Raw genomic sequence first — 13,160 nt, forward strand, 5'->3', positions numbered from 1 at the left:
ATGCATCCCCGGCTGAGCCTGCACCAGGTCGCGTTCGCCGGTGACACCCCGGACGCGTTCGTCGAGCACTGTCACACCCTGGATGTACCCATGACGCTGGTGACGTCCCTTCTCGCCGGCCCCCTCATGACGGGCGCCCGGGTGCACACCCTCAACCACCCGTTCGCCAGGGATCTCGGGAGCGCCGGCGACGCTGCGACGCAAGAGCTCTGCGCGGCAATCGAACTCGCCGCCGGTATGGGCGCCACTGCCGTCTACCTGATCACCGGCGGCCGTGGCGCCCTCAGTTGGGAAGAGGCCGCGGCCCGCTTCACCGAGCTGGTGGCACCGTGCCGCACCGCCGCACAGGAACGCGGAATCACACTGCTGGTGGAGAACGCGTCGGCGTTCAACGCCGATATCCACTTCACCCATACCCTCGCCGACACCATCAGATTGGCCGAGATGGCCGGTATCGGCGTCTGCATCGACCTGCACGCCTGCTGGGTGGAAGCGGGACTGCCGGCATTGTTCACCCGTGCCGCACCGATGACCGGGCTGGTGCAGGTCAGCGATTACGTGCTCGGTGATCGCTGTGCCCCGTGCCGGGCTGTCCCCGGAGACGGCGGGATCCCGCTCGAACGGCTCCTCGGGGACGTGCTCGCCGCTGGGTACGACGGTGTGTTCGACCTGGAACTGGTGGGTCCACGAATCGAGGCTGAGGGCGCCGCCCACGCCACCACGCGCGGCTTGGCCGCGGTCAGCAGGGTGCTCGAAAGGCTCGGCGTCTGATGGCATTCGGTGACGGCACTGCCGACCAGCCGCTACGCGATGCATGGTCGGCCTTCTGTCGGCAGCTCGAGCAAGCCGGCGACGCGGTGTTCAAAGACGCCAACCCGGCCGGTCCGCTGCCGCGCGCCGACGCCATGCGATTCCTGGTGCAGAACCTCGGACAGGCCTTCGATCTGGCCCTGGAGACCAAGGACCCGGCGTACCCGCAGATCCACCCGTTCGTCACGCCCACCCGCAAGCTCGGCGGCGACGTCGCCGACTTCACCTACCGGCAAGCCTGGATCGACGGCCGTCACACCTACCGGATCAGCGGCATCCGGGGCACTGCGCGTTGGCTCAACATCACCGTGCAGGGCGCCCGGCCGGAGACCATCCCGGGCACCGACTGGCCGTCGCTGCACGAACCCTTCGGTGACATCCCGGAATGCAACATCTTCGGACATCAACTGGTGACCGATGCCGACGGCCGCTTCGAGCTGTACATCGGCGGCGCGCGGCGCAGCGAGAACTGGCTCCCCACCACGGCGTCGTCGCGGAAGGTGTTCATCCGCGAAGCTTTTGATGCGTGGGGCGAGACCCCGACCCGGCTGAGCATCGAGCGGGTCGGGATGGACCGCCCGCCCGCGCCGCCCTCCCCGCAGCGGATGATCGATGCGATGGCGTGGGCCGGTGATTTCCTCACCGGCGCGATGCGGGACTGGCCGGAGCACTCCTGGCGCTACTCGAACGGCGTCGTCGACCCGGAGTGCCTGAACCGGTTCCCGACCGGGCGCACCGAAGCGAACGCACACCGCGGGCGGATGGCCGCCCATCTGGTGTGGCACGTGGAACCTGACGAGGCGCTGGTGGTGGAGATGGACAACCACGACGGGTTCTGGATTTTCGGCATGGGTGGAGTGTTCGGGGGCAGCCTCGACTACCTGCACCGGGCGGTCAGCTACACCCCGGCGCGGACATACGCGGACAGCGACGGCGTGGTTCGTCTGGTGATGGCGCACGACGACCCGGGCGTACACAACTGGCTTGACACGCAAGGCTTCTCAGACGGCAATCTGACCTACCGCAACCTGATGAGCAGTCATGCCGCGACGTTCCGCACCCGGCTGGTGGCACGGTGCGACCTCGACGACGTGCTGCCGCCGGACACCGCGCGGGTGTCTGCGGCCGACCGGGCGGCCCAACTGCAATGCCGCTACCGCAGCGTCAAACTGCGGTACGGCATCTAGCGGATGGCCAGGCCCGTCAGCGCCCGCGAGATCACCACGCGCTGGATCTCGCTGGTGCCCTCGAAGATGGTGAAGATCTTGGCGTCACGGTGCATGCGTTCCACCGGATAGTCGCGGGTGTAGCCGTTGCCGCCGAGGATCTGGATGGCCTCATCGGTGACGTACACCGCGGTCTCGCTGGCCACCAGCTTGGCCATCGACCCCTCGGCTGCATCGAAGGCGACGTTGTTGCGCGCCATCCAGCCGGCCCGCCACACCAGCAGTCGGGCGGCGTCGATACGGCTCTTCATATCGGCCAGCTTGAACGCGACGGCCTGGAACTCGCCGATCTTGCGACCGAATTGCTCACGCTGGCAGGCGTATTCGAGCGCGTACTCGTAGGCGGCGCGCGCGACGCCGATGGCCATGGCGCCCACCGTGGGCCGGGTGCGTTCAAAGGTCTTCATCGCGGCCTGCCCGCCGGCGGAGGCACCGGACTTCACCCGGGCGATGCGCTGCTCGAACTTCTCCCGCCCGCCCAGGATCAGGTCCTCGGACAGGCGCACGTTGTCGAGCACCACCTCGGCGGTGTGCGAGGCGCGGATGCCGTGCTTCTTGAACTTCTGTCCCTGGCTCAGGCCGGGGGTGTCGGGCGGGATGATGAACGTCGCCTGGCCGCGCGACCCGAGCTCCGGGTACACCGAGGCCACCACGATGTGGACGTTGGCGATCCCACCGTTGGTGGCCCACGTCTTGGTGCCGTTGAGCACCCACTCATTGCTGGCCTGCTCGAAACGCGCGCGGGTGCGGATGGCGCCCACATCGGAGCCGGCGTCGGGTTCCGACGAGCAGAACGCGCCGAGCTTGGGCTCTTCGGGGGTGCCGAACATCGGCTGCAACCACTGCCCGAGCTGCTCCGGGGTGCCGTTGCCGGCCAGCGCCGCAGCCGCCAGCCCGGTGCCCAGGATCGACAGCGCGATCCCGGCGTCACCCCAGAACAACTCCTCGAACACCGTCAGCATGCCCAGGCCGGACTCCTCGACGGCCTGCTGGGCGAACAGGTCGGGGGAGTACAACCCGATCTTGGCGGCCTCCTGGATGACGGGCCACGGCGTCTCCTCACGTTCATCCCATTCCGCGGCGGCCGGGCGCACGACTTCGGCGGCGAATTCGTGCACCCAGTCACGCACCGCGATCACGTCATCACTGAGTTCAAGTGAGAAGGACATGGGGCGAGACTACTGCGCCGTTCACGCCACCCTGCCGGCGCGCACCATGTCCTCGCGGGGCACCACCTTGACGCGCTCACGCCCGCTCGATTCACCCAGCGACATCTCGTGGGCATCCAGGCGTTCCCACTCCTGCCAGGTGGTGTAGTCGACGCCGTTGCTCTCGAGGTGATCCAGGATCGCATCCGGCTGGGAGATCTCCGGTGGGCGGAGGCCGGGCAGGTCGGCCAGCAGGCTCGAGATCGTTTCGGCCGCATCGGATTTGGTGTGCCCGATCAAGCCGATGGGACCCCGCTTGATCCAGCCCGTCACGTACGTGGCGTTCATCTCCACGCCGTCCATCTCGAGCACCCGGCCGGCGGAGTTGGGCACCACACCCTCGAAATGGTCAAACGGCAGATCGGCCAGGTGCGACGACAGGTAGCCGACCGCGCGGTACACCGCGTCCACCGGCCAGTCGACGTACTCGCCGGTGCCGCGGACGGTGCCGTCGCCGATGAGTTCGGTGCGCTCGGTACGCAGGCCCTCGACCCGGTCGGTGCCCAGGATCGCCACCGGCGCCTGGCACAGGTGCAGATGGATGCGGTGCGGGGCGCCCGTCGGCTCCTTCTCCATGTACTTGAGCATGGTGTCGACCACCAGGCGGGTCGACTTGCTGGTGTTGATGGCCTGCTGACTGGCCTCGTCGATCTCGAAGCCCTCGGGGTGCACGATGACGTCGACGCTGGGGGAGTGCGACAGCTCGCGGAACTCCATGGGCGTGAACTTGATCTGCGCGGGGCCGCGCCGGGCGAAGACGTGGATGTCGGTGGCCTGGTTGAGCTTCAGGCCCTGATATACGTTGTCGGGGATCTCGGTGGTGAGCTGCTCGTCGGCCGGTTTCGCCAGCACGCGGGCGATGTCGAGGGCGACGTTGCCGGCTCCCAGCACCGCGACCTGCTTGGCGTCCAGGGGCCAGTCCCGTGGCACGTCGGGATGCCCGTCATACCAGGAGACGAAGTCCGCGGCGCCGTAGCTGCCCGGCAGGTCGATGCCGGGGATGTCGAGGGCCCGGTCGGCGCGGGCGCCGGTGGAGAAGATCACCGCGTCGTAGTGCCGGCGCAGGTCGGAGAGCTTGAGGTCGCTGCCGTAGTGGACGTTGCCGATGAAGCGGATCTCGTCGCGGGACAGCACCCGGCGCAGGGCTTTGATGATCTCCTTGATGCGGGGATGGTCGGGTGCGACCCCGTAGCGCACCAGTCCGTAGGGAGCCGGCAGCCGGTCGAAGATGTCGACTCTGGCCGCCTCGTACTCCTTGGTGAGGATGTCGGCGGCATAGATGCCGGCCGGGCCCGCGCCGATGACCGCCACACGGATCTTCCGCATACGCCTTCCCTTCTATTAGGTAAGCCAAGCCTAAGTAGATGGGGGAAGGTTTCAAGACCTACGAACGAGATCCGCCTCACACCGATTCTGCTGCGGAACTCTGTCTCAATGCGAAAAAGCGCCCCGTAGGGCGCTTTCCGTGGGTCTGCGTCAGCGGACGTTGACGTAAACGGTCTTCGTGTTCTGCGGAGCGTAGGTGTTGTCGGCGTTGGGGCCGTAGCCGCCCTCGTTGCTGTTGTTGGGGTTGCTGTGGCTGAACGTGGGGCCCTGGCCGACGGAGACGACGTTGGCCTCTGCCAGCGGCGCTGTGGAGAGCCGGTTGACGATGACCTTGTAGCCCTGGTCCTGCAGGCTCGAGATGGTGTCCTGGGCGTTGCCGGCACCGGTGGGGGCGGCCATCGCAGGGGCCACAGCTCCGAAAAGGCTCAGCACGCCGGCGGTGGCGGCGGTGGCGATGGCGGTGGCGAATCCGAACTTGGTCATTTCTCTGCTTCTCTCTGGATCGTTGTGGTGTTCGGATCGGGGCGGGAGGGGTTTCTCGTTCCGGTCTGACTGCTACAACCCGCAGGTCAAGGCAAAGATTTCCGTTGGCAGAGATTGAACGACAGCTGGCAGGAACCGATCGGTATTAAGAATCTCGACGATTGCATCGATGGTGTTCGGGGCCGTCCGCGGGCAAGCTGGCGCCGCTATGACCACACCAGATGCCGAGCACCTCTCGACGGACGTTCTGGTGATCGGCGGCGGTCCGGCCGGGACGTGGGCGGCGATCAGAGCCGCCGAAGCCGGCGTTGACGTCGTCCTCGCCGACAAGGGCTACACCGGTTCCAGTGGAGCCACCGCCTCCGCGGGCACCGGACTGTGGTACGTCGAACCCGATCAGCGGGAGTCCGCGATAGCCAGCCGCGAGAAGGTGGGCGCCGGGTTGACCGAGCGCGGCTGGATGCAGCGTGTTCTCGACGAAACCTATTCGCGGATGGACGAACTCGCCCGCGTGCAGCGTTACCCCTTTCCGGTCGACGACAAGGGTCGTGTGATCGTCGACGACCTCCAGGGCCCGGAATACATGCGCAGGCAACGGTTACGGGTGCAGCGCCTGGGCGTGCGCATCCTCGATCACACCCCCGCGTTGCGACTGCTGCTGGACGACGCGGGAGTGGTCTCCGGCGCGCTGGCGGTGCAACGCGCATCCGGGCGCACCGTGCGTATCGAGGCGGCGGCGGTGGTGCTCGCCACCGGTGGATGCGCGTTCCAGTCCAAGACCCTGGGCTGTGACGTCGATACCGGCGACGGGGCGCTGATGGCGGTCGAAGCCGGCGCGGTGCTGTCTGGGATGGAGTTCTCCAACGCCTACGCGATTGCGCCGAAAGGCACTGCGGTCACCAAGAACGCCTTCTACAACTGGGCGACGTTCTACCGCGCCGACGGTTCGGTGTTCGACGTGCCGCGCTCCAAGGACCGTACGCTGATGGCGACGGTGATGCTCCAGGAGCCCGTGCTGGCCTGCATCGACAAGGCGTCTCCGGCCGTGCAGGCGCAGATGCGGTTGGCGCAACCGAACTTCTTCCTCTCGTTCGACCGGTTGGGCATCAACCCGTTCACCGAGCACTTCGAGATCACGCTGGTGACCGAAGGCACCATCCGCGGCACCGGGGGAGTGCGGATTGCTGGAAACGACTGCGCCACAGATGTTCCCGGTCTGTATGCCGCCGGTGACACCGCGACCAGGGAACTGATCGCCGGCGCCTGGACCGGCGGCGGTGCGCACAATGCGTCCTGGGCGGCGTGCTCGGGCGGCTGGGCCGGGGAAGGTGCGGCCGCGTTCGCGGCGTCGCGGGGACGGCCGTCGGCCCGGCTGCGTGCGGTGGGTGAGCCGGGTGCTGTCGGCTACCGGGACGTGGTGGCCGAGGTCCGCCGTCAGGTGCTGCCGTACGAGATCAATTACCTGCGACATGCGTCGCGTCTCGAGCCCGCGCTGCGCGTGCTGCACGAGGTCTGGGCTCGGCGCGGTGAACCGGCCACCGGTGAAGAGCAGTTCCGGGCGCGGGAAGCCGCCGCCATGCTGGCCCATGCCCGCTGGATGTATCACGCTGCGCTGCAGCGCACCGAGAGCCGCGGCATGCACCGGCGCTTCGACTACACCGAACTGGACCCGGGCCAGCAGCACCGGCTGATCACCGGCGGGTTGGACGAACTGTGGAGTCGTCCTGAGCCCGAATGGCTTTCGGAAGGCCGGGCGGCGTGATCGAGATCGTCTCCGGTGATCGGTGCATCGCCTGCGACAAGTGCATCGATGTGTGCCCCACCCGCGTGTTCGACCGCGGCGCTGACGGCGTGCCCGTGATCGCCCGCCATGACAGCTGCCAGACCTGCTTCCAATGTGAGGCGTACTGCCCGACCGACGCGCTGTTCGTGGCGCCGATCCTGGAGCCGGCCCCCGAAGACTCGCCGTTCCGCGATCTCGATCACGTCATCGAAACCGGGCTGTTGGGCTCGTACCGCGCCGCGTTGGGCTGGGGTAAGGGCCGCACCCTGGGCGCTCGGGTGGCCATCCAGCCCGAGATGCCGTGACCGATCTCGAGCTACCAACCTGCTACTTGGATCTTTAAGCTTTTCTCGCCAACAACCTCGGGAACTGCACCCGAGCTGGGATGACCGAAGTTCGGATGCAGTCGTGTCGGGCGAATCTGCCGCATCTCCAGAGATATTGCCCAGCCGCGGAGCATTAGCGCCAATCCAACGGCACCAATGAAGATGACGACATCATCGACGAGATAGAGCACTTCGGCAAACATCAGTGACCGCCGAGATCGACGTTTTGCCGTATTCTGCTCGCACTTTCGGGCCCGTGTGTCGGTTTGGGCGGGTGCGATCAGGGTTCGGGGTGGTCGCGGTCGTAGTGCGCGAACGTCGGGACGCGGCGGGCCAACAGCCAGATGACGAGCAGCATCGCCAGACCGCCGGCGACCAGCGGGCTCCAGACCACGAGCATGCTGGCCACCGCGCCGGTCACCACATCGCCGACGCGTGGACCGCCGGTGACGATGATGGAGAAGATGCTCTGCACCCGGCCGCGCAGTTCGTCGGGCACCGCCGCCTGCAGGATCGCCCCGCGGAAGATCGCCGACACGCCGTCGGCGGCCCCCGCGACGGCCAGCACCGCTGCCAGCGCCACGATCGCCACGATATGCGTGCCGTCGACGGGCCACAGCAGTGCCAGCAGCAGCACCACACCGGCGGCGGCGATGGACGCTGCGTAGATGTAGGAGACCACCAGGATCGCGAATCCTTGGCGCCGCACCGATCCCGTCCACCCGGAGAACAGCGCGCTGAGCATCGCCCCGGCGGCGAACGCGGCCGAGAGCACTCCGACGGTGGTGACACCGCCGCCAAGGGTGACGGCACCGAGAGCCGGATACAGCACACGTGGCTGGGCCAGTGCCATGGCCACCAGGTCCACGGTCAGCGCGAAACGAATGTTGTTGGCTCGCCGCAGATATGCCAAGCCGTCGCGCACGGCCCGTAACGCACCGATGCCTCGCGCCTCGGCCAGCGGCCGCAGCGCCGGCAACGTCCACACCCCCAGGAAGGCCGCGGTGTGCAGCACGGTGTCCACCAGGTAGGCGGCCTGGAAGCCGCCGATGCCGACTGCGGCGGCACCGAGCAGCGGGCCCACCGTGGCCATCAGGCCCATGTTGATGCCGTTGAGCGCCCCGGCCGCCGGCAGCAGCTCACGCGGCAGCAGCCGGGGAATGATGGCGCGACGGGTGATCCCGCCGACGGTGTTGGCCACCGAATTGACCGTGGCGGCGGCGTACAGCAGCCACAGCGAGGTGCCGTCGAGCCAGGCGTGCACGGTCAGCACGATGATGGCCACCCACGAGATGACCGAGGCGATCATCGCCACCCACCGGCGATCGAAGCGGTCAGCCAGCGTGCCGCCGTACAGACCCATGATCACGATGGGGCCCAGGGCGATACCGGCGATGAGCGACACCGCGAACGTCGACGACGTGAGGGCGTACACCTGCAGCGCGACGGTGACCACCGTCATCTCCTGGCCGATGCTGCCCAGTGTGGTGCCGAACCACAGGCGCCCGAAGGCGCGGCTGCGCCGGAACGGGGTCAGATCCAGCAAGAAGGTGCGTGCCGGGGCACTCACTGCTCTAGCACGCGGGCGGGATCAGCTGTCCACTCCGAGGCCGAGCCCACATACAGGCGCGCGCGGATGTCGAGCAGGGTGAGGACGAACACTTCAAGGGCCGCCGAGACGCCGGTGCCGCAATAGGCGGCGGGTTCACTGTCCACGCCGACACCCAGACGGCTGAACTGTTGTCTCAGTTCGTCCTCGGGAAGGAAAAAGCCTGCGCTGTCGAAGGATCCGGCCGCCGGAGCGCTCCGCGCTCCCGGAATGTGCCCGGCCGACGGATCCTGTGGGTTGGAGAACTTGGCGGCAGGGCGCGCGTCGAGCAGGACGCCGCGGTCCGCGAACGCCGGCACCTCGTCGACCAACACCACCGGCAGCCCACCTGGCTCGATCACAAAATCGGACTCCGGGCGCAGTGCGGGGTCGCCGGTCTGCAACTCACCGCCGTGGTGTGTCCAGCCGTCGAGGCCCCCGTCGAGCAGTCGCACCGACTGCACGCCCGCCCAGCGCAACAGCCACCACGCGCGTGCCGGGGCGGGAGACCTGGTGGCCCCGTAGACGACCACCGGGGTGGTCTTCTCGATTCCCCAGCGACGCACCGTTTTCTGGAACTCCTCGGCACCGGGAAGGGGCCGCTTGCCGTTGCTGCCGGTGCTCGCCCCGGCCAGGTCGGCGTCCAGGTCGACGAAGACGGCGCCGGGGATGTGGCCGTCCGCGTAGGCCTGCGGGTCGGCGGCATCGCCGGACTGGCGGGCATCGAGTACCACCACGTCGGCGCCCTGGGTCAACTCCTGCCGCAACGTTGCTGGGCTGACCAGGTTGGACCGCCGGGCTGCCTCGCCCATATGTTCTCCTCAAACCTCGCAGGTGTCACAGAATGTGCCACGAACAATGTGTCGTAACACAATCGGCCAAACCTGCCACGACAAAAAATTCGGGTGATGCGAAGTCGTCCGTGACCGCTCGCGTGACGATGAAACATCATGTCACCGCCCGAAATTAGCAGCTCTCGAGCGCATCGCTGACTAATAAACTCACGTGTGAATAAATCTAGACACGTGTCGTCGGCGCCAATAATGTTCTTTGTAACACCAGTTATGTATCAAACATGGCTTGTAACAAAAGGATTGTTGAATGCCGTTGATCACGCGCGGGGTTGTCTCCGTCGAAGAGATCGTCGAGGATTTGCAGAATCCGCACCTGGCGGTCATCGAGGTGTACGCCACCCGGCCCGAGCGGGCGCTGATACCCGGTGCGCAGGCGGTGTTCTGGAAGGACCTGGCCTGGCATCCGCTGGAGCGGGAGCTGGCGAGCGGCGAACTGTTGTCGCAGCGTCTGTTCGAACTCGGTGCGGGCGAGGGGTCCCGGATCGTGCTCGCCGGGGAGCCCACCCAGTTCGCGGCCTATGTGCTGTGGACCCTGCGGGTGCGCGGATACACCGATATCGCCTACCTCGACGGGGGAATCGAAGCGTGGAAAGCGGCGGGTGCGCCCACGAGCGAGCAGCGCAGTGTCGAGCGGCAGCCGGCCACCGCGCCGCTGGCCGTGCCGGTGCCCACCCCCGAGCAGGAGCGGTTGCGGATCGGTCGCGACGACGTGCGCGCCCTGCTCGACGACGATGAGGTGGTTCTGCTGGACTACCGCACCCCGCAGGAGTACGCCGGCGAAAGGGTCAGCGGCCCAACCGCTCCGATCGACCACGGGGCGGAGCGGCATGGCCGCATCCCGGGTGCGAAACCGCTGTTCTTCCGGGAACTGCTCGACGAGCACGGCCGGCTCAAACCGAAAGACGAACTGGAACGACTGGTCTCGGGCACCGTTGACGGCGACCCCCGCCTGATCATCAACTACTGCCGCCTGTCACACCGCTCCACCCTGGGGTGGATCGCGCTCAGCGAGGTGCTCGGCTACGACAACGTCCGCGTCTACGACGGCTCCTGGACCGAGTGGGGCAGCATCGTCGGCTTCCCCATCGAGAAATAACAGCGAGATAGGTCTTTTCATGACTCGTAAGTCGATCACCCTCAACCTCAACCTGATTCCCGGTGGGGTGTTCCCCGGGGCCTGGCGGGCCGGCACCGGAGACGCCCACCAGTACAGCAGTCTCGAGCACTACATCGAGGTCGCCAAGATCGCCGAGCGCGGCAAGTTCGACGCCGTGTTCCTGGCCGACACCCCGGTGTGGCGCTACCGCGGTGAATACCGGCCCTTCCGTGGGCTGGACCCCACCCTGGCGTTCGCCGCGATCGCCCAGCACACCAGCCACATCGGGCTGGTGGCCACCGGTTCGAGCTCGTACAACTCGGCCTACAACCTGGCCCGGCGCATCTCCACGCTGGATCACATCTCCGGCGGCCGCGCGGCCTGGAACATCGTCGCCACCAACGGTGACGACGTCGCCCGCAACTTCGGTCGCGAGCACGGCCTCGATCACGACGAGAGATACAAGCGGGCCCACGAATTCGTGGCCGCCGTGCGCGCACTGTGGGACGGCTGGGCCGACGACGCCTGGGTGGCCGACCGGGAGACCGGCACCTACGTGGAGGAAAGCCGCATCCGGGCAGTGGATTTCACCGGTGAGTACGTCAACACCGCGGGTCCGTTGCCGCTGCCGCGCTCACCGCAGGGACATCCGGTGCTGGTGCAGGCCGGGTCCTCACCCGACGGGATCGGGCTGGCCTCACGTTTTGCCGATGCCGTCTACACCGTGCAGTCCACCATCGAGAGCGCGATCGCGTTCCGCAACACGGTGCGAGAGCAGGCCAAGGGCTGGGGACGTGACCCCGAGACCATCCGGGTGCTGCCGGGTCTGATCACGTTGGTGGCCCCCACCGAAGCCGAGGCGCGGGAACGCGAGATCGAGCTGCGCGAGCTGCACACCGAAAAGTTCGCCATCAACGCGCTGGCGCTGCAGATCGGCGTGCCGGTGGACGCGTTGGAACTGGACAAGGAACTTCCATGGGACCTGGTTCCCGCCGACGGCGAACTGGGCGCGCAGGGTGGGCATTTCGCCGCGCTGATCAACACCGCGCGGCGCGAGAAGTACACCGTCAAGCAGATCCTGGCTCGCCAGGGCGGCGGCCTGACCCATGTGACGGCCATCGGATCGCCCGAGCAGGTGGCCGACCAGATCGAAACCTGGGTCAACGCCGGCGCCTCCGACGGCTTCAACATCATGAGCGCGCAACTGCCCGACGTCGCCACGGCGTTCGTCGACCATGTGGTGCCACTGCTGCAGCGCAAGGGCATCTTCCGCACCGAGTACCCGGGCACCACACTGCGCGACACCCTCGGGTTGGAGCGCCCGGGTGACGGGTTCGAAGACTATGTGGCGCCGTCGGCACCTCGGCATAAAGTAGGGGAGGCCGCGTTCGGCTGATCGCCGTACGCATTTCACCATGACGATCCTCGAGTCCTCGAAGAGCGACCTGCCCGCCAGCGGCGCTGACGTCGTAGGGCCCCCGAAACCCGGGCGCCCCTCGGCGAACCGGCATGACGGCCGATGGGCCGGCGTCGCCTTCCAGGCACGCTACATCGGCGAGAAGATCGTCGCCGCGGTGGTGGTGTTGTGGCTGGCCGCCTCGGCGGCCTTCCTGGCGGTGCACTTCTCCCCGGGGGACCCGGTGACCCTGCTGATGGGCGAATTCGACACCCCGGAACTGCGCGCCGCCATCGAAGCGCAGTGGGGGCTGGACAAGTCGCTGCCGGTCCAGTACTTCGACTTCCTCACCCGGCTGGTGCAGGGCGACTTCGGAATGTCCTACGTGCAACGCCAACCGGTGGCCGACATCCTGTTCAGCCACCGGCTGGTGGCCAGCGCGCAGCTGACCACCGCCGCCACCCTGATCGCCGTCACCGTCGCGCTGGTGGTGTCCGTGGTGACCGCGGGCCGGCGCGGAATCGCCACCCGGATCACCTATCTCGGGGAGCTCACCTTCGCGTCCATCCCCACGTTCTGGCTGGGCATCGTGTTCATCACCGTGCTGTCCTTCCAGCTGGGGTTGCTGCCCGTGGTCGGTGGCAGCACGCTGGAGAACCTCATCCTGCCCAGCCTCACTCTCGGACTGCCACTGGCCGCGGTGCTGTCCCAGGTGCTGCGCGAAGGCATCGAGAAATCACTCGAACAGCCCTACGCCGTCACCGCTTTGGCGCGCGGTATCTCGCCCTGGCAGCTGAAACTGCGGCACGGGCTGCGGCACGCCCTCATCCCGGCGGCCACCCTGGCGGGCTGGTCGGTGGGAGGCATGCTCACCGGCACCGTGATCGTCGAGCAGGTGTTCGGCCGGCCCGGTATCGGACAGGCCACGGTCGTCGCGGTGACCCGACAGGACGTTCCCACGGTGCTGGGCATCACCCTGCTGGCCGTCGCGCTGTACGTGGCCGTCAACACCATCGTCGACATCCTCTACCTGTGGATCGACCCCAGATTGCGGGTGCGCTGAC

At 67.4% G+C, this 13,160-nt stretch carries 13 protein-coding genes; 7 read left to right on the forward strand and 6 right to left on the reverse strand.

Features of this window, described 5'->3' with window-relative positions; all coding sequences use genetic code 11:
- On the forward strand, positions 1-771 hold the full coding sequence (locus AC3A6P_RS01955; RefSeq protein WP_487687657.1) for a sugar phosphate isomerase/epimerase family protein: 771 nt from the start codon (positions 1-3) through the stop codon (positions 769-771).
- Positions 771-1,997 (forward strand): DUF1214 domain-containing protein, encoded by a 1,227-nt coding sequence (locus AC3A6P_RS01960; protein ID WP_487687659.1) that lies wholly within the window; start codon positions 771-773, stop codon positions 1,995-1,997. Before AC3A6P_RS01955 ends, AC3A6P_RS01960 begins: the two co-directional genes overlap by 1 nt.
- On the opposite strand, the gene AC3A6P_RS01965 is transcribed toward AC3A6P_RS01960, so the two are convergent.
- The 3 genes from AC3A6P_RS01965 to AC3A6P_RS01975 all read right to left on the reverse strand — a co-directional run bounded on the left by AC3A6P_RS01965 (position 1,994) and on the right by AC3A6P_RS01975 (position 5,053).
- On the reverse strand, positions 1,994-3,205 hold the full coding sequence (locus tag AC3A6P_RS01965) for an acyl-CoA dehydrogenase family protein (protein ID WP_487687662.1): 1,212 nt from the start codon (positions 3,203-3,205) through the stop codon (positions 1,994-1,996). The two genes, AC3A6P_RS01960 and AC3A6P_RS01965, sit on opposite strands and share 4 nt — an antisense overlap.
- 21 nt (positions 3,206-3,226) lie before the next feature.
- A complete protein-coding gene (locus tag AC3A6P_RS01970) occupies positions 3,227-4,570 on the reverse strand; it encodes an FAD-dependent oxidoreductase (protein ID WP_487687664.1) in 1,344 nt (447 codons plus the stop codon).
- Positions 4,571-4,720: 150 nt separating this feature from the next.
- Positions 4,721-5,053: a hypothetical protein gene (locus tag AC3A6P_RS01975; RefSeq protein WP_487687666.1), complete on the reverse strand. Its 333-nt coding sequence runs from the start codon at positions 5,051-5,053 to the stop codon at positions 4,721-4,723.
- 208 nt (positions 5,054-5,261) lie between these two features.
- Between AC3A6P_RS01975 and AC3A6P_RS01980 the strand changes: the two genes are divergently transcribed.
- Positions 5,262-6,815, forward strand: coding sequence for an FAD-dependent oxidoreductase (locus AC3A6P_RS01980; RefSeq protein WP_487687668.1), 1,554 nt, complete (start codon positions 5,262-5,264; stop codon positions 6,813-6,815).
- Positions 6,812-7,141, forward strand: a complete 330-nt coding sequence (locus AC3A6P_RS01985) for a 4Fe-4S binding protein (RefSeq protein ID WP_487688135.1) — start codon at positions 6,812-6,814, stop codon at positions 7,139-7,141. The genes AC3A6P_RS01980 and AC3A6P_RS01985 overlap by 4 nt, the downstream gene beginning before the upstream one ends.
- A gap of 11 nt (positions 7,142-7,152) precedes the next feature.
- Here AC3A6P_RS01985 and AC3A6P_RS01990 read toward each other — a convergent pair whose 3' ends face one another.
- From AC3A6P_RS01990 to AC3A6P_RS02000, 3 genes are all read right to left on the reverse strand, one after another.
- Positions 7,153-7,365 carry a hypothetical protein gene (locus AC3A6P_RS01990; RefSeq protein ID WP_487687671.1) on the reverse strand — a complete coding sequence of 71 codons (213 nt, stop codon included), beginning with the start codon at positions 7,363-7,365 and terminating at the stop codon, positions 7,153-7,155.
- A 77-nt stretch (positions 7,366-7,442) separates the two neighbouring features.
- Positions 7,443-8,732 carry an MFS transporter gene (locus tag AC3A6P_RS01995; RefSeq protein WP_487687673.1) on the reverse strand — a complete coding sequence of 430 codons (1,290 nt, stop codon included), beginning with the start codon at positions 8,730-8,732 and terminating at the stop codon, positions 7,443-7,445.
- Positions 8,729-9,562, reverse strand: coding sequence for a sulfurtransferase (locus AC3A6P_RS02000; RefSeq protein ID WP_487687675.1), 834 nt, complete (start codon positions 9,560-9,562; stop codon positions 8,729-8,731). Before AC3A6P_RS02000 ends, AC3A6P_RS01995 begins: the two co-directional genes overlap by 4 nt.
- 289 nt (positions 9,563-9,851) lie before the next feature.
- Here AC3A6P_RS02000 and AC3A6P_RS02005 point away from each other — a divergent pair, with 289 nt between their 5' ends.
- From AC3A6P_RS02005 to AC3A6P_RS02015, 3 genes are read left to right on the forward strand one after another with little or no spacing between them, the layout of a single operon-like run.
- Positions 9,852-10,700 carry a sulfurtransferase gene (locus AC3A6P_RS02005; RefSeq protein ID WP_487687677.1) on the forward strand — a complete coding sequence of 283 codons (849 nt, stop codon included), beginning with the start codon at positions 9,852-9,854 and terminating at the stop codon, positions 10,698-10,700.
- 19 nt (positions 10,701-10,719) lie between these two features.
- On the forward strand, positions 10,720-12,096 hold the full coding sequence (locus tag AC3A6P_RS02010) for an NtaA/DmoA family FMN-dependent monooxygenase (RefSeq protein WP_487687679.1): 1,377 nt from the start codon (positions 10,720-10,722) through the stop codon (positions 12,094-12,096).
- Between the two features lie 19 nt (positions 12,097-12,115).
- On the forward strand, positions 12,116-13,159 hold the full coding sequence (locus AC3A6P_RS02015; RefSeq protein ID WP_487687681.1) for an ABC transporter permease: 1,044 nt from the start codon (positions 12,116-12,118) through the stop codon (positions 13,157-13,159).
- Position 13,160 lies beyond the last annotated feature (1 nt).

Source organism: Mycobacterium sp. Soil_C_30 (genome assembly GCF_057656995.1).